Source organism: Saccharothrix mutabilis subsp. mutabilis, from assembly GCF_039521145.1.
In the GTDB taxonomy this organism is placed as follows: domain Bacteria; phylum Actinomycetota; class Actinomycetes; order Mycobacteriales; family Pseudonocardiaceae; genus Actinosynnema; species Actinosynnema mutabilis.
This window is the reverse complement of the sequence record NZ_BAAABU010000026.1, coordinates 12,633-29,363: the sequence shown is the minus strand read 5'-3', so window position 1 is coordinate 29,363 and position 16,731 is coordinate 12,633. Positions and strand designations below refer to the sequence as shown.

General features: G+C 71.3%; 14 protein-coding genes. 12 read left to right on the top strand and 2 right to left on the bottom strand.

The window, feature by feature from the left end; all coding sequences use genetic code 11:
* The first annotated feature begins 6 nt into the window (after window positions 1-6).
* Window positions 7-612 carry a copper resistance CopC family protein gene (locus tag ABD126_RS33790; protein ID WP_343938755.1) on the top strand — a complete coding sequence of 202 codons (606 nt, stop codon included), beginning with the start codon at window positions 7-9 and terminating at the stop codon, window positions 610-612.
* Window positions 609-1,118 carry a G/U mismatch-specific DNA glycosylase gene (gene mug / locus ABD126_RS33785; protein ID WP_343938753.1) on the top strand — a complete coding sequence of 170 codons (510 nt, stop codon included), beginning with the start codon at window positions 609-611 and terminating at the stop codon, window positions 1,116-1,118. The genes ABD126_RS33790 and mug overlap by 4 nt, the downstream gene beginning before the upstream one ends.
* Here mug and ABD126_RS33780 read toward each other — a convergent pair.
* A complete protein-coding gene (locus ABD126_RS33780) occupies window positions 1,095-1,727 on the bottom strand; it encodes a DUF742 domain-containing protein (RefSeq protein WP_343938751.1) in 633 nt (210 codons plus the stop codon). The two genes, mug and ABD126_RS33780, sit on opposite strands and share 24 nt — an antisense overlap.
* Before the next feature lie 186 nt (window positions 1,728-1,913).
* On the opposite strand from ABD126_RS33780, the gene ABD126_RS33775 reads away from it, so the two are divergent.
* Window positions 1,914-2,135 (top strand): RNA-binding S4 domain-containing protein, encoded by a 222-nt coding sequence (locus tag ABD126_RS33775; protein WP_343938749.1) that lies wholly within the window; start codon window positions 1,914-1,916, stop codon window positions 2,133-2,135.
* Between the two features lie 179 nt (window positions 2,136-2,314).
* Here ABD126_RS33775 and ABD126_RS33770 read toward each other — a convergent pair whose 3' ends face one another.
* On the bottom strand, window positions 2,315-2,842 hold the full coding sequence (locus ABD126_RS33770) for a hypothetical protein (protein ID WP_343938747.1): 528 nt from the start codon (window positions 2,840-2,842) through the stop codon (window positions 2,315-2,317).
* A gap of 594 nt (window positions 2,843-3,436) precedes the next feature.
* Here ABD126_RS33770 and ABD126_RS33765 point away from each other — a divergent pair.
* From ABD126_RS33765 to ABD126_RS33725, 9 genes are all read left to right on the top strand, one after another.
* Window positions 3,437-4,909 (top strand): sugar transferase, encoded by a 1,473-nt coding sequence (locus ABD126_RS33765; RefSeq protein WP_343938745.1) that lies wholly within the window; start codon window positions 3,437-3,439, stop codon window positions 4,907-4,909.
* 50 nt (window positions 4,910-4,959) lie between these two features.
* Window positions 4,960-6,021: a Gfo/Idh/MocA family protein gene (locus tag ABD126_RS33760; RefSeq protein ID WP_343938743.1), complete on the top strand. Its 1,062-nt coding sequence runs from the start codon at window positions 4,960-4,962 to the stop codon at window positions 6,019-6,021.
* Window positions 6,018-6,620, top strand: a complete 603-nt coding sequence (gene rfbC, locus ABD126_RS33755) for a dTDP-4-dehydrorhamnose 3,5-epimerase (RefSeq protein ID WP_343938741.1) — start codon at window positions 6,018-6,020, stop codon at window positions 6,618-6,620. Before ABD126_RS33760 ends, rfbC begins: the two co-directional genes overlap by 4 nt.
* Window positions 6,617-7,591, top strand: coding sequence for an NAD-dependent epimerase/dehydratase family protein (locus ABD126_RS33750; RefSeq protein ID WP_343938739.1), 975 nt, complete (start codon window positions 6,617-6,619; stop codon window positions 7,589-7,591). Before rfbC ends, ABD126_RS33750 begins: the two co-directional genes overlap by 4 nt.
* Window positions 7,588-8,703, top strand: a complete 1,116-nt coding sequence (locus ABD126_RS33745; RefSeq protein ID WP_343938737.1) for a DegT/DnrJ/EryC1/StrS family aminotransferase — start codon at window positions 7,588-7,590, stop codon at window positions 8,701-8,703. Before ABD126_RS33750 ends, ABD126_RS33745 begins: the two co-directional genes overlap by 4 nt.
* Window positions 8,704-8,942: 239 nt before the next feature.
* A complete protein-coding gene (locus tag ABD126_RS33740) occupies window positions 8,943-13,763 on the top strand; it encodes a DUF4082 domain-containing protein (protein ID WP_425542924.1) in 4,821 nt (1,606 codons plus the stop codon).
* 55 nt (window positions 13,764-13,818) lie between these two features.
* Window positions 13,819-14,472, top strand: coding sequence for a NeuD/PglB/VioB family sugar acetyltransferase (locus tag ABD126_RS33735; protein ID WP_343938733.1), 654 nt, complete (start codon window positions 13,819-13,821; stop codon window positions 14,470-14,472).
* Window positions 14,472-15,563, top strand: a complete 1,092-nt coding sequence (locus ABD126_RS33730; protein ID WP_343938897.1) for a DegT/DnrJ/EryC1/StrS family aminotransferase — start codon at window positions 14,472-14,474, stop codon at window positions 15,561-15,563. The genes ABD126_RS33735 and ABD126_RS33730 overlap by 1 nt, the downstream gene beginning before the upstream one ends.
* Window positions 15,560-16,117 carry an acyltransferase gene (locus ABD126_RS33725; RefSeq protein ID WP_343938731.1) on the top strand — a complete coding sequence of 186 codons (558 nt, stop codon included), beginning with the start codon at window positions 15,560-15,562 and terminating at the stop codon, window positions 16,115-16,117. The genes ABD126_RS33730 and ABD126_RS33725 overlap by 4 nt, the downstream gene beginning before the upstream one ends.
* The last annotated feature ends 614 nt before the right edge of the window (window positions 16,118-16,731 follow it).

The window sequence follows — 16,731 nt, the reverse complement described above, 5'->3', positions numbered from 1 at the left end:
TCAGGCATGAAGCGACTGGCGCTCTCGGCACTCGTGGCACTGGGCCTGCTCGCCGCCGCACCCGCGGCGTGGGCGCACACCGAACTGATCGGCAGCGACCCGGCCAACGGGGCGAGCCTGCCCCAACCGCCGACCCGGTTGACGCTGACGTTCAGCGAGCCGGTGCCGGCCGAGAGCGCCACCGTCACCGTGACCGCGCCCGACGGCACCGCGTGGACCGTGGGGGAGGTGTCCGCGTCCGGCGCGACGCTGGCCGTGCCGGTGACGCCGGGCGCGTCGCCCGCCGGGCAGTACGTGGTGAGCTGGCAGGTGGAGAGCCTCGACGGCGACTTCGTCAGCGGCAAGACCACGTTCACGCTGGCCGGCGCGCCGCCCGCGCCGCCCGCGGTGACGACCTCCGCCGCGCCGGCGACCTCCGCGCCGCCCGCCGCCACCTCGTCGTCGGTCACGCCGACCGGGACGGCCGGCCCGGTGGCCACCACGTCGTCGACGGCCGGAGCCGTGCCCGCCGAGGAGGGCGGGTTCCCGGTCTGGGGGTGGGTCGTCGGCGCGCTGGTGGTCGTCGCGGCCGGGGTGGCGTTGGCGCTGCGGCTGCGGGGCCGGTCGGGGTGAACCTGCCCGACCTCGTCCGACCCGGCCTGGACGTGCTGTTCTGCGGGATCAACCCGGGCCTGCTGTCGGCCGCGACGGGCCACCACTTCGCGCGCCCCGGCAACCGCTTCTGGCCGGCGCTGCACCTGTCCGGCTTCACGCCGCGCCGGTTGTCGCCGGCCGAGCAGGAGGAGCTGCTGGAGTTCGGCCTGGGCATCACGAACCTGTCCGACCGGCCGACGGCCAAGGCCGACGAGCTGACCGCCGAGGAGCTGCGGGCGGGCGGGGTCCGGCTGACGTCGTTGGCGGCCGAGCACGCGCCCCGGGTGGTGGCGGTCGTGGGGATCACCGCGTACCGGACGGCGTTCGGCCGGCCCCGGGCCGTCGTCGGGCCGCAGCCGGAGCCGATCGCGTCGTCGCGGCTGTGGGTGCTGCCGAACCCTTCGGGGTTGAACGCGCACTACCGGTTGGACGACCTGGCGGAGGTGTTCCGGCGGTTGCGGTCAGAGGTTGCGGAGGCCGTGTAGGACGCGTTGCATCAGCGCGAGGTCGGGGCCCGCGGCGGCGTTGACGGACGTCACGGCCACGACCCCCATGTCGATCAGGTCGCCGAGCAGGACGCGGACGACGCCGAGCGGCAGGGTGAGCAGGGCGGAGACCTCCGCGACCGACCGGGTGGCGGCGCACAGCTCGACGATGGCGCGTTGCTCGGGGGTGGTGTCGCGCACGGCCTTGGCGATGCCGTGCTCTTCGAGGGAGACCAGGGTCTCGATGCGCAGGTCGTGCTGGGAGGAGGTGCGACCGCGGGTCCAGGCGTAGGGGCGGACGAGCGGCCCGCTCCACTCGAGCGCGGGGACCTCTTCGTCCTCGAAGTGCCCGGTGAACGGCGCGGTCTGTGCCGGCTCGTGCGGCTCCTCCGGCCGCTCGGGCGCGGTCGGCTCCTCCGGCTGCTCGGGCTCGGTCGGCTCCTCTTCGAGGCTGCGGCGCAGGGCGGCCGACCCGAACCGCGCCCCGGTGGCCCCGACCTCCCCGCGCGGGGACCGGCGCTTCCGGGGCGGCGGTGGCGCTTCGACCGGCTGTTCCTCCAGGCTCCGACGCAGGGCGGGCGACCCGAACCGGGCCCCGGTCGTGCCCACTTCACCGCGCGGGGACCGGCGGCGCCCGGGGGCCGCGTCGGGGGAGTCAGAGCCGGCGGTGCTCACACCTCGGGAACCGTAGACCTCCGGGCGGCCGGCTCGTGTCGGCCGTGTTTCAACCTCGTGCAGACCTGGTTACCGGATGCACGTGCAGCCGGCGGTGACGGGTTGGGCGATGATGGCACGATGCGCATCCGCGAGGTGGAGATCTCCGACGACATGATCAGGCTGGGGCAGTTCCTGAAGCTGGCGGGCCTGGCGGAGAACGGCGCGCACGCGCGGGAGTTGGTGGAGGACGGCGAGGTCACGGTCAACGGCCGCGTCGAGGTCCAGCGGGGCAAGCAACTGCACGGCGGCGACGTGGTGGCGGTCGGCCCGGACAAGGTCCGCCTGGTCGCCAACGCCTGAACGGCCCACACGCGGTTCCGCCGCACCGGGCACCGGCCCGCCCCGCCGCTGCGCCCGCGCGCCCGTCCCGTTGCCGCGTCCGTTCCGTTGCCGCGTCCACCGCGCGGTGCGCTTGCGTCCAGTGCCGGCCTCCGGCCCCCGTCTCCATCGTCCCACCGGGGTACGACAAAGACGGCTCGTCAGGCCGGTGGCGTGCCCTGGACCCGGTACGCCCACTCCTCGTGCCAGCAGTGCGGGTACACGCCGCGCTGGAAGTACGCCGTCACGCTGTCGATCGGGGCCCTCCGCCGGTCGTGGTACAGCAGCCAGTACGGCAGGACCGTGGCCAGCACCCAGTTCGCCGCCACCAGCGGCAGGTACAGCGGGCCGAAGAGGCGGGCTTGCAGGACGTGCACCGCCTCGTGCTCGTCCACCCCGAGCGCCACGCCCGCCTGGACCGGGCCGACGGTGGTGGCGAAGCCCCTGATCACGCCCTCGCGCAGGCCCAGGACACCGCGGTGCCGGCTGAACTCGTAGTCGATCTCGTTGCCCCTGGCCAGCGCGTAGACCAGGAACACCACGCCGGCCGCCGTGTTCGGCAGGCTCCACGTGAAGTCGATCACGGCCGCCAGCCGGCCGCGCGCCGACCGCGGGTACAGCCGGGCGCGCCACGCCCAGCCGGCGTGCAGCGCCCCGAGCGCCGCGCCGGCCGCCAACGCGACTTCCACGTCCCACATTGTGGCGCGCCCGGTGAAGTGGGTCACGCCCGTTCGCCGGCCGGCCGTTGAATTTCCCGACGGCCCGTGACGGGAAGTGGCCGGGCCGTTGCGCCGAATAGCTGCTTCCGGTCTGTGAATGGGTGACCGCGTGCCGCCACCGGACAGCCCAGGACGGTTGGGGTCTTTCGACCCTTTTTGGACTGTTCGCGCCGTGCTTCGACCGAAGTCGAAAAGGTCCTGTAACGCGCGCCGCCCCGCGATCGATGGATGTGCCCGCGCGTGCGCGCGACCTGGGGAGACCGGCACGTCCACCGCACCACCGGCCACAGTGGACCTATTTCCGGGAGCGCTCGCAGGCTTTCCGCAACGAAGCGGTGGTGACCCGTCGTCACCTCGCGGACCCGTCGCGTGCCCGGTCCCGGGGGAGTGCGCCGGAATCCGTCGCAACTGCGTGTGTAACGCGCCGGCCCGGTTCAGCGAATGACGGTTTGCCGAGACGCGGAAAGCGCCGGAGGCACATTTGCGAACACACCACACGCGGGTTCGTCGGGGATGCCCTGCGATGTTGCACGTCCGAACCGGCCCAACCGGGGAGCGAGAGCGATGAGAGAGCAGGTCAGATCCACGCGCCGCAGACCGGCGGCGGATCCGGCGACCAACCGCACGACCCACCCGACGGTCGGCAGCTGGGAGCCCGCGTACCGGTACGGCGTGATCGCCGCCGACACCGTCTGCACCGTCCTGGTCGTGGTGCTGGCGGGTCTGCTGCTGTCGGCGAACTCGTTCGGCCCACTCCCGCTGCTGGCCCTGGAAGCGGTGACCGTCGCCGTCGTCCTGGGCTCGCTCTACCTCAACCGCGTCTGGAACGCGTCGGTGCTCGGCCAGGGCGCCGAGGAGTTCCGCCGGCTCGGCCGCGGCCTGTTCGCCTCGGTCGTCGCACTGGGCCTGGGCGCGCTGGCCGCCGGGCTGCCGCAGGCGCGGCTGTGGGTGTTCGTGGTCGGCCCGGCCATCGCGCTGGTCGCCTTCCCCACCCGCTACCTGCTGCGCCGCCCGCTGCACCGCGCCCGCGGCGAGGGCAGGTGCCTGCTGCCGGTGCTCGCCGCCGGCAACGTCGACACCGTCAAGGACCTGATCAGCCGCACCCGGCGCGCCCCGCACCTGGGGTGGCGCGTGGACGCGGTGTGCACTGTGGACGGTCGCGTCGACCTGGGCGCCGAGTTGGACGGCATCGCCGTCGTCGGCCGGTTCGCCGAGGTCGCCGAGCAGGTGCGGCGCGGGGGTTACCGGATCGTCGCGGTCACCCCGGACGCCTACTGGACGCCGCGGCGGCTCCAGCAACTGGCCTGGGACCTGGAGGGCACCGGCACCGAGATGGTCGTCGCCCCCGCCCTGATGGACTTCGCCGGGCCCCGGCTGCACGTCACCGGCGTGCTGGGCATGCCGCTGCTGCGGGTCAGCGAACCGTCGTTCACCGGCTTCCGCCGCGTGGTCAAGGCGACCGTGGACCGGGTCGGGTCGCTCGTCCTGCTCGTCCTGTTCGCCCCGGTCCTGCTGGCCTGCGCGGTCGCGGTCATGGTCGACACCCGCGGTCCGGTGCTCTACAAGCAGCGCCGCGTCGGCAAGGACGGCGCGCACTTCACCATCATCAAGTTCCGGACGATGGTCACCAACGCCGACGCGCTGCGCGACCAGCTGCAACAGGTCAACGAGGGCGCGGGCGTGCTGTTCAAGATGCGCCGCGACCCCCGGGTCACCACCGTCGGCCGGTTCCTGCGCCGCTACTCCCTCGACGAGCTGCCCCAGCTGTTCAACGTGCTGGCGGGCTCGATGTCGCTGGTCGGGCCGCGCCCGCCGCTGCCGGAGGAGAGCGCGAAGTACGGGCCCGCGATGCGGCGGCGCCTGCTGGTCAAGCCGGGTCTGACCGGCCTGTGGCAGGTCTCCGGCCGCAGCGACCTGAGCTGGGACGAGTCCGTCCGGCTCGACCTGCGCTACGTCGAGGACTGGTCGCTCGCCCTCGACGCGCTGATCCTGTGGAAGACCTTCCGGGCCGTCTTCGGCGGCCACGGGGCCTACTGATGAACCGCCGACGTACGTCTCCCAGCGGAGGCGGCGACAAGGAGTTGGAGATGGACCAGCCGATCGGCATCGCCGTCATCGGCGCCGGGTACTGGGGGCCGAACCTCGTGCGCAACGCCCAGGCCACCCCCGGGCTGAAGCTGCGGTACCTGTGCGACCTGGACACCGAGCGGGCCCGCCGCGTGCTCGGCGACTACTCGACGGTGCGGGTGTCCGGCTCCCTGGACGACGTGCTGGCCGACCCGGCGGTGGACGCGGTGGCCATCGCCACCCCCGCCGCCACCCACCTGCCGGTCGCGCTGGCCGCGCTGCGGGCGGGCAAGCACGTGCTGGTGGAGAAGCCCCTCGCCGCCGGGTACGCCGCCGGGCTGGAGCTGGTCGAGGAGGCGGAGGCCCGCGGCCTGACCCTCATGCTCGACCACACCTTCGTCTACACGCCGACCGTGCAGCACCTGCGGCACCTGGTGCGCAGCGGCGAGATCGGCACCGTCCAGTACCTGGACTCGGTGCGGGTCAACCTGGGCCTCGTGCAGCCGGACGTGGACGTGTTCTGGGACCTCGCCCCGCACGACCTGTCGATCTTCGACGCGGTCCTGCCCGACGGCGTCGCCGTCCGCCGCGTCTCGGCGCACGGCTCGGACCCGATCGGCGCCGGCCGCGCGTGCGTCGGCCACCTCACCCTCGAACTGACCGACGGCGTGATGGCCCACGTGCACGTGAACTGGCTGTCCCCGACCAAGATCCGCACCATGATCGTGGGCGGCTCGCGCCGCACGGTGGTCTGGGACGACCTGAACGTGGTGCAGCGGATCTCGGTGCACGACCGGGGCGCGGACGTCATCGAGGGTGACGAGGAGCGGACCCAGGCCATCATCTCCTACCGGCGCGGGGACACCGTCGCGCCCGCCCTGCCCGAGCGGGAGGCGCTGCGCGGCGTCATGGCGGAGTTCGCCGCGGCGATCACCGAGAAGCGCGCGCCGCTGACCGACGGCTGGTCGGGCCTGCGGGTGCTCGCGATCCTGGAAGCGGCGTCGGCGAGCCTGGCCGCCGGCGGCGAGTTCGTCACGGTGCGGGACGTCCGTCCCGCGGAACTGGAAGAGGCGGTTGCATGACTGGGGTAGCGGCCCCGAAGCAGGGCATGGACATGACGGTGACACCCACCGAGCTAGAGGGCGTCTTCGTCATCCAGCCCGAGTGGTTCGAGGACGAGCGGGGGTTCTTCTTCGAGTCCTACAGCAAGCGCCGCTGGGAGCAGCACGGCCTGTCGCTGGACTTCGTGCAGGACAACCACTCCCGCTCCAGCAAGGGCGTCCTGCGCGGGTTCCACTTCCAGAACGCCCTGGCCCCGCAGCACCGCCTGGTCCGCTGCACGGTCGGCGCGATCTTCGACGTCGTGGTGGACCTGCGGGTCGGCTCGCCGACGTTCGGCAAGTGGTACGGCATCGAGCTGACCGCCCAGAACCGCACCCAGCTGCTGATCGGGCCGGAGTTCGCGCACGGCTTCGCGGTGCTCTCGGACGTGGCCGAGGTGCAGTACAAGACCACCGGCTTCCACAACCCGCTGGCCGAGGGCCTGCTGGCCTGGGACGACCCGGACGTCGGCGTGGCCTGGCCGATCACCGACCCGATCCTGTCGGCCAAGGACAGCACCAACCCGTCGCTGGCCCGGTACCTGGAGAACCCGGCCTTCACCTTTGGAGCCCAGGCGTGAACCTGCGTGACGCACGTGTCCTGATCACCGGCGGGGCGGGCCTGATCGGCTCGACCATCGCCGACCACCTGCTCGACGAGGGCGTCGCCGAGATCGTCGTGCTGGACAACCTGGTGCGCGGCCGGCTGGAGAACCTCGCCGGCCCCATCAAGGCGGGCGCGGTGAAGTTCGTGGAAGGCGACCTGCGCGACCTCGACGCCGTGCGGTCCACCATGGACGGCGTCGACCTGGTGTTCCACCAGGCCGCCATCCGCATCACGCAGTGCGCGGAAGAGCCCCGGCTGGCGCACGACGTGCTGGCGACCGGCACGTTCAACGTGCTGGAGGCCGCCGTGCAGGCGAACGTGACCAAGGTCGTCGCCGCGTCCTCGGCGTCGGTCTACGGCTTGGCGGAGGTGTTCCCCACCGAGGAGAACCACCACGCCTACGCCAACCGCACCCTCTACGGCGCGGCGAAGGTCTACAACGAGGGCCTGCTGCGCAGCTTCAACGAGATGTACGGCCTGGACTACGTGGCCCTGCGCTACTTCAACGTCTACGGGCCGCGCATGGACGTCTTCGGCGTCTACACCGAGGTCCTGGTCCGCTGGATGGAGCGCATCGCCGCCGGCACCCCGCCGCTGATCCTGGGCGACGGCAGCCAGACCATGGACTTCGTCTACAGCACCGACATCGCGCGCGCCAACGTGCTGGCGGCCAAGAGCGACGTCTCCGACGAGGTGTTCAACGTGGCCTCCGGCGTGGAGACCAGCCTCGCCCAGCTCGCCGACGCGTTGCTGGAGGTCATGGGCCGCACCGACCTGCGCCCCGAGCACGGCCCCGAGCGCAAGGTCAACGCCGTGCCGCGCCGGCTCGCGAGCACCGAGGCCGCCCGCGAGAAGCTCGGCTTCGAGGCGAGCGTGTCGCTGCACGACGGACTGCGCGACCTCGTGTCGTGGTGGCAGAACGAACTCCAGGGAGCGAAGGCATGATCCCCATCACCCGCCTGTACGTCGGCCAGGAAGAGGCCGACGCCGCCGCGGAAGCGGTGCTGTCCGGGTGGCTGTCGGTCGGCCCGCGCGCGGCGAAGTTCGAGGAGCTGGTGGCCGAGCAGGTCGGCGCGAAGCACGCGGTGGCCGTCAACAGCGCGACCACCGGCCTGCACCTCGCGCTGGCGGCGCTGGGCATCGGCCCCGGCGACGAGGTGATCTGCCCGTCGTTCACGTTCATCGCGACGCCGAACTCCATCCGCTACACCGGCGCCACGCCGGTGTTCGCCGACATCGACGAGCGCACCTACAACATCGACCCCGCGCACGTCGAGACGCTGATCACGCCGCGCACCAAGGCGATCATGCCCGCGAGCCAGATCGGCCTGCCCGCGGACCTGCACGCCCTCAAGGCGATCGCGCGCAAGCACGGCCTGCACCTGGTCGAGGACGCCGCGCCGGCCTACGGCGCGACCATCGACGGTGTCCGCCTGGGCACCATCAGCGACATCACCGTGTTCTCCTTCGACGCCCGCAAGATCCTCACCACCGGCGAGGGCGGCGTGGTGACCACGGACGACGCCGAGGTGGCGGCGAAGCTCAAGGCGTTGCGCGCGCACGCGGCCTCGATCTCCACGCTGGCCCGGCACACGTCCACCGCGGTGATCGCGGAGAGCTACGACGAGGTCGGCTTCAACTACAAGATGACCGACATCCAGGCCGCGGTCGGCGTGGTGCAGCTGGGCAAGCTGGACCACGTGGTGAAGGTGCGCCGCGCCCTGGCCGCCCGCTACGACGAGCTGCTGGCGGGCAACGGCTCCCTGGTCCTGCCCTACGAACCGGCGGGCTTCGGGCACGTCTACCAGTCGTACCTGGTGCGGCTGAAGCACCACACCCGCATCGACGTCATGAACGCGATGGCCCAGCGCGGTGTCGCGACCAGGCGCATCACCGCGTGCCACCTCGAACCCGTCTACCACGCCGGCGACGCGACCCCGTCGCTCCCGGTGACGGAAAGGGTCGCGGCGGACCACATCCTGCTGCCGCACTTCGTCGGGCTGACCGACGAGGAGCAGGACGAGGTCGTCGCCGCGTTGAACGCCGCCACCGCCTAGCGCGGAGCGGACGTTCGCGGAACCCGGTGGTCGGGGGCAGGGCCCGGCCACCGGGTACCGCCATGTCTCGACTGACTACGCACAGTGACTACGGGTTCCGACTGCGCGATGTCATCCAATTGAGATCTCCACTGTAGTAACAGGTTCACTGTGAATGGCGACCTTCGGAGCAACAAGGTTGCACTACGGGGAGTAGTGACTGCCGCACTACGGAGTGCGTTCGAGGAGTTGAGTGCTCGATGGCGTCGCCGGTGAGACGTCTTGTCAGGACCCTGTGTGCTGTGCTCATGGTGACCGGTTGTGTCACCCCCCTTGTCCTCCTCAACGCCACAGTGGCCAACGCCGCGCCCTGTGACGTCCCGGTGGTCAACAAAGTCGCGTGCGAGAACACCAAACCCGGCACGCCGGACTGGCAGGTGACCTCCCGGGACGACTCGATCCTGGGCTACACCACCGACATCAGCACCACGCCGGGCGGCCAGGTCGCGTTCAAGATGCTGACCAACGCCTCCTCGTACACCATCGACATCTTCCGGCTCGGCTGGTACGGCGGTGTCGGCGCGCGGCAGATCGGCTCGGTCTCGCGCAACACCCCGCAGAACCAGCCGCCGTGCCTGCGCGACACCCCCAGCGCGCTCATCGACTGCGGCAACTGGGCCGTCTCGGTCACCTGGAACGTCCCCGCCGACGCGGTGTCGGGCATCTACTACGCCCGCGTCACGCGCAACGACAACCAGCTGAAGAACGAGATCGCGTTCGTCGTGCGCGACGACACCAGCACGTCGAAGATCCTGTTCCAGACCTCGGACTCCACCTGGGTGGCCTACAACCGCTACGGCGGCAACTCGCTGTACTTCGGCGACGGCCCCGGCCAGGGCGGCCAGGCCTACAAGGTCAGCTACAACCGCCCGTACACCGGCGGCGACGGCGACGAGAACTTCATCTTCAACGCCGAGTACCCGATGCTGCGCTTCCTGGAGCGCAACGGCTACGACCTGAGCTACACCACCGACGTCGACAGCGCGCGCCGCGGCCACCTCATCAAGAACCACAAGGTGTTCATGGCCGTCGGCCACGACGAGTACTGGTCCAACGAGCAGCGCGCCAACGTCGAGGCCGCCCGGGACGCGGGCGTGCACCTGGCGTTCCTCACCGGCAACGAGATCTTCTGGAAGACCCGCTGGGAGAAGAGCATCGACTCCTCCCAGACCGACTGGCGCACCGTCGCGTGCTACAAGGAGACCAAGGGCACCCAGAACGACGGCCTCAACGACTGGACCGGCACCTGGCGCGACCCGCGCTACAGCCCGCCGCAGGACGGCGGCCGGCCGGAGAACGCGTTGCTGGGCAACATCTTCACCGTCAACGGCCGCCGCGACGACTCCTTGCAGGTCCCGGCCGAGTACGGCCGGATGCGGCTGTGGCGGCACACCTCGTTGCAGAACATGAGCAGCGGCACCACCTACACGTTCCAGCCGGGCACGCTGGGCTACGAGTGGAACACGGTCGAGGACAACGGCTACCAGCCTCCGGGCGTCGGCCAGTTCTCCCGCACCACGGTCGCGATGCTCGACGGCCCGTACGTGTTGCAGAACCACGGCGACTACTACACGCCCGACACCAAGACCCACGCCATCACCTACTACAAGCACTCCTCCGGCGCGCTGGTGTTCGGCGCGGGCACGGTGCAGTGGGCGTGGGGCGTGGACGACGAGCACGCGTTCCTCACCAACACGCCGACCTCCGACATCCGGATGCAGCAGGCGACGGTGAACTTCCTGGCCGACATGGGCGTGCAGGCCACGACCCTGATGCCGGGCCTGGTGCAGGCGACCGCCTCCACCGACACCGCCCCGCCGGTCGTCACCTACACCACCGTCCCGCCGACGTCCACGGTCGGCCAGCCGTACACGTTCGCCGGCACCGTCACCGACGCCGCCGGCCGCGTCACCGGCGTCGAGGTCTCCACCGACGGCGGCGTGCGCTGGCACCCGGCGACCTGGCAGGCCGGGCAGACCGCCTGGACCCACACCTACACCCCGTCCGCGTCCGGCCCGGCCCAGCTGCGGGTCCGCGCGGTGGACGACTCGCTGAACCTGTCCTCGCCCGCCACGGCCTCGCCCGGCGTCAACGCCCGGACCTGCCCGTGCGGCCTGTGGACGAACAACGACACCCCGAAGACGCCGGACATCCTCGACGGCTCCGCCCTGGAGCTGGGCGTCAAGTGGCGCGCCAACACCGACGGCTACGTCCGCGGCGTCAAGTTCTACAAGGGGCCGAACAACACCGGCACGCACACCGGCACCCTGTGGACCGCCACCGGTCAGCAGCTCGCGACCGGCACGTTCGTCAACGAGACGGCGTCGGGCTGGCAGACGTTGCTGTTCCCGGTGCCCGTGGCGGTCACCGGCAACACCACCTACGTCGTGTCCTACCTGTCGCCGACCGGGCACTTCTCGGTGGACACCGAGTACTTCAGCCGCTCCTCGCGCTACCTGGAGCCGCTGACCGCGCCGCAGACCGGCGGCGTGTCCGGCGCGAACGGCGTGTTCCGCTCCGGGCCGGGCTTCCCGGACCGCAGCTCGCAGGACAGCAACTACTGGGTGGACGTGGTGTGGGCGCCGGACCCCGGCCCCGACACCCGCGCGCCCGAACTGGTCGGCACCAACCCGCTGTCCAGCGCGAACAGCGTCACCCTCAACCCGACGCTGACCGCGACCTACGACGAGGCGGTCAACCCGAGCACGCTCCAGTTCACCCTGACCGGCCCCGGCGGCGCGGTCGCCGGCACGTCCTCGGTCACCGGCCACGGCAAGACCGCCCAGTTCACCCCGAACGCGGCCCTGGCCACCGGCACCACCTACACCGCCTCGGTGAAGGTCAAGGACGCCGCGGGCAACGAGACCGTGCAGCACAACTGGTCCTTCACCACCGGCTACAACCGGCCCGCCACGTGCCCGTGCACGGTGTGGGACGACTTCGCCGCACCCGCCACCAACAGCGCCGACGACAACAACCCCGTCGAGCTGGGCGTGAAGGTCCGGTTCAACGGCAAGGGCGAGGTGCTGGGCGTCCGCTTCTACAAGGGCGCGGGCAACACCGGCACCCACAAGGGCTCGCTGTGGTCCTCCACCGGTCTGCTGCTGGCCACCGGCACGTTCAGCAACGAGACCTCCTCGGGCTGGCAGACGCTCAACTTCAGCTCGCCGGTGGTCGTGCAGGCCAACACCACCTACGTCGTGTCGTACTACGCGCCCAACGGCCACTACTCGGTGACGCCCGGCTACTTCAACGGGCAGAGCGCGAGCTACGGCGCGATGCGGGCGCTGTCCAACGGCACCGACGGCCCCAACGGCGTCTACCGCTACGGCAGCGGCGGCGGGTTCCCGACGTCGTCCCACAACGCGGCCAACTACTGGGTCGACGTCATCTACAAGAACGGCCTCAACGGCGACACCACGCCGCCGACGCTGGACACCCGCACGCCGGGGCCGGACGCGACCGGCGTGGGCCTGAACTCGTCGCTGTCGCTGGGCTTCTCCGAGGCGATGGACCCGGCCTCGACCCAGATCTGGCTGTCCGACCCGGGTGGCGGGAAGCTCCACGGCGCCGTCCAGCTCTCGGGTGACCAGAAGACCGTGACGTGGACGCCGAACGGCGCCCTGAAGCCGAACACCCGCTACACGGCCAGCGTCCTGCTCGCCGACGTCAACGGCAACGCGATGACCTCCACGGCGGTGTGGTCGTTCACCACGTCCACCACCGCGACCTGCCCGTGCTCGCTGTTCAGCACGGCGACCGTGCCGACCACCACGTCGGCCGACGACAGCGGGTCCTACGAGCTGGGCGTGCGGTTCAGCCCCACGCAGAGCGGCCAGATCACCGGCGTCCGCTTCTACAAGGGCGAGGGCAACACCGGCACGCACTCCGGGTCGCTGTGGTCCTCCGCGGGCGTGCGGCTCGCGACCGGCACGTTCAGCGGGGAGAGCGCCTCGGGCTGGCAGACCCTGACCTTCACCACACCGGTCACCGTCTCGCCGGGCTTGGTCTACACGGCGTCGTACTACGCGCCGAACGGCCGCTACTCGATCGACCAGGGCTACTTCCAGGCCACCGGGGTCAACGCGCCGCCGCTGACCGCGCCGCAGACCGGCGACGGCAACCCCAACGGCGTGTTCATGCCGGGCGGCGGGTTCCCGACGATGTCCTACCAGGGCAACAACTACTGGGTGGACGTGGTCTACACGCCCAACAGCGACACCAGCCCGCCCGCGCACTCCGGGCACACGCCGCTGACCGACGCGGTGGACGTCTCGCGCACCACCCAGGTGACCGCGTCCTTCGACGAGCCGGTCGACACGACCAACTCGCAGTTCACGGTCAGCGACCCGGGCGGCGCGAAGCTGGACGGCGCCGTGACCCGCTCCGGCGACCAGCGGACGCTGCTGTGGACCCCCGCCGCGCCGCTGGCGGCCGGCACCCGGTACACCGCGAGCGTGCGGGCGGCCGACACCGGTGGCAACATCATGGCCGCGCCGGTCACCTGGTCGTTCACGGTGACCTCCACGCAGACCTGCCCGTGCTCGCTGTTCAGCTCGGCGACGGTGCCCACGGTGCCGTCGGCGGACGACGGCGGCGCGTACGAGATGGGCGTGCGGTTCACGCCTTCGGTCAACGGCCAGATCACCGGCGTGAAGTTCTACAAGGGCGCGGGCAACACCGGCACCCACACCGGCACGATCTGGTCGGCGGACGGCGTGGCGCTCAAGACCGGGACGTTCGTGAACGAGACCGCGACCGGGTGGCAGACGTTGACGTTCGACACGCCGCTGAACGTCACGGCGGGGACCACGTACGTGGCCTCCTACACCGTGCCCAACGGCCGCTACTCGGTGAACCACGGCTACTTCGCGGGCTACACCGCGACCTCGCCGCCGCTGTCGGCGCCGGCCACCGCCGAGGGCGCGCCCAACGGCCTGTACGCGGTGGGCAGCGGGTTCCCGACGAACAGCTACCAGGGCAACCACTACTGGGTCGACGTCGTCTTCACGACGAGCTGAGACCGCCGGCCGGGTCCACACCGGGCCCGGCCGGCTCCGCACCGAGGGGAACGACATGACGCCACGGCCACTGCTGCTGGTCGGCGGGGGCGGGCTCGCGCGCGAGGTGCTCGCCGCGGTCCGGCTCCTGCCGGGGGAGTGGAAGCCCGTGGGGGCGCTGGACGACGACCCGGCCCGGCACGGCGCGGACCTCGACGGTCTGCCCGTGCTGGGCGGGTCGGAGGTGGTGCACGAGATGCCCGACGCGGCCGTGCTGGTGTGCATCGCCAGCGCGCGCCGGCCGTTGGGGCGGATGAACGTCGTGCGGCGGTTGGCGTTGCCGGAGGACCGGTACGCCACCGTCGTGCACCCGGCGGCGTCGGTGCCCGAGGGCGCGGCCCTCGGGCCCGGCACGGTCCTGCTCGCCGGGACCGTCGTGACGACACCGCTGCGCTTGGGGGCGCACGTCGTCGCGATGCCGCACGTGCTGGTCACCCACGACGACGAGGTGGGCGACGGCGTCACGTTCGCCGGCCGCGCGGCGCTGGGCGGGGCCGTGCGCGTGGGCGAGAGCGCCTACCTGGGGCAGGGTTCCTGCGTCCGGGAAGGCGTGACGATCGGCGCGGGGGCGGTCGTGGGCATGGGTTCGGTGGTGCTCACGGACGTGCCCGCTGGTGAGGTCTGGGTGGGGAACCCCGCCCGGAGACTGCGAGAGGGGAACGGTTCGTGATCGACATCCCGCTGGTGGACCTGCGTGCCCAGCACGAGCAGGTCGCCGACGAGGTCGCCGAGGGCTGGGCGCGGGTGCTGAAGAACACCGCGTTCATCGGCGGTCCGCAGGTCGCCGAGTTCGAGGCGGAGTTCGCCGCCTACCAGGAGGTCGCGCACTGCGTGGCCGTCGGCAACGGCACCGACGCGATCGAGCTGGCGCTGCGCGCCCTGGAGGTCGGGCCGGGCGACGAGTGCGTGCTGCCCGCGAACACCTTCATCGCGACCGCCGAGGCCGTGGCCCGCACCGGCGCGACGCCCGTGCTGGTGGACTGCGTGGCGTCGACCGGCTTGATCGACCCGAAGCTGGTCGGCGACGCCCTCACCCCGCGCACCAAGGCGATCCTGCCGGTGCACCTGTACGGCCAGGCCGCGCCCGTCGAGGAGCTGCGGTCCTTCGGCCTGCCGATCGTGGAGGACGCGGCCCAGGCGCAGGGCGCACGGCGGTTCGACGTGGCCGTGGGCGGTCTGGGCGACATCGCCGCGACGAGCTTCTACCCCGGCAAGAACCTGGGCGCGTACGGCGACGGCGGCGCGGTCCTGACGTCCTCGGACACCCTGGCCACCGCCGTGCGGCTGCTGCGCGAACACGGCTCGCCCCGCAAGTACGAGCACACGGTCCTGGGCTTCAACAGCCGCCTGGACACCCTCCAGGCGGTGGTGCTCTCGGCCAAGCTCCGCCGCTTGGAGGCGTGGAACACCCGCCGCCGCGCGGCGGCCGACCGCTACTCGCGGCTGCTCGCCGACGTCCCCGGGGTGGTGCTCCCGGAGGTCCTGGAGGGGAACCTGCCGGTGTGGCACCTGTACGTGGTGCGGGTGGCCGAGCGGGACCGGGTCCTGGCGGCGTTGCACGCGGCCGGCATCGGCGCGGGCATCCACTACCCGACCCCCGTGCACCTGACCGGCGCGTTCGACTCCCTGGGCCACGCGCGCGGCGACTTCCCGGTGAGCGAGGCCGTCGCGGGTGAGATCCTGTCCCTGCCGTTGTTCCCGGAGATCACGCCCGCTCAGCAGGAGCGCGTCGTGGAAGCGCTGGCGGAGGCCGTCCGATGACCGTCCACGTCCACCCGAAGGGTTTGTGCGAGAGCGACGACGTCGGCGAGGGCACGCGCGTGTGGGCTTTCGCGCACGTCCTGCCGGGAGCCAGGGTCGGCCGCGACTGCAACATCTGCGACGGCGCTTTCATCGAGGGCCGGGCCGTCCTGGGCGACCGGGTGACGGTGAAGAACGGAACGCTGGTCTTCGACGGCGTGGTGTGCGAGGACGAGGTCTTCCTGGGCCCGAACGTGTTGTTCACCAACGACCTGCGTCCGCGCGCGGCGATCCGCAAGACCGGGGACGACCTGCTGTCCACTGTGGTCAGACGCGGTGCTTCGCTGGGTGCGGGCACCGTCGTGGTGTGCGGCGTGGAGATCGGTGAGTACGCCTTCGCCGCCGCGGGCGCGGTCGTCACCCGAGACGTGGCGGCACACTCGTTCGTAGCCGGCAACCCGGCCGTCCACAAGGGCTGGGTCTGCGCCTGCGGCCACCGCTTGGACGCCACCCTGAGGTGTCCGGAATGCGGCAACCAGTACGCCGAGGGCGACAAGGGCCTAACCCCAGCCTGACCGCGCACAGCGCGCCCCAAAGCGGCGAAGCCGCCAGCGGGCAGTCCACCGAAGGGGACACAACCCAAGCCGGGCTTCTTGCTTGTGTCATCTCCGTATGGCCCGCCCGAAGGGCTACCGCATTTTCCCGGGGTTGGGCCAAAAAGTTTTGCGAGGAACGAGCAAAAGTTTTTCGACCAACCCCGGGAAAATGTGGTCGGCTTTGCCGGGTCATGCGGAGATGGCACAAGCAAGAAGCCCCCGCTTTGGCAGTTGTGTCCATCTTCGGTGGCTCGCCCGCCGGCGAGGCTCTTTTACTCTTTGAACTCACGCTGTCGCTCTCAAGCCCACGCTTCGCGGGTCTTCACGCGACGCGCTCCGCGCTAACTAGGGATGAACGCGCTTCGCGCTTGGGAGCGCTTCGCGCGTTGCGCGAAGCGCTCTAAAGCTTAAAAGCGGCCGGGAGGCCTCCAGTGGGGGGAAGGGCCTGCGCGTTCCCCACCGCATGACCTGGCGGAGCCAACCACACTTTCCCGGGGTCGGTCGAAAAACTTCGCTCGTTCCTCGCGAACTTTTTGGCCCGACCCCGGGAAAGTGTGGTAGCCCTTCGGGCAGGTCATACGGTGGGGAACACG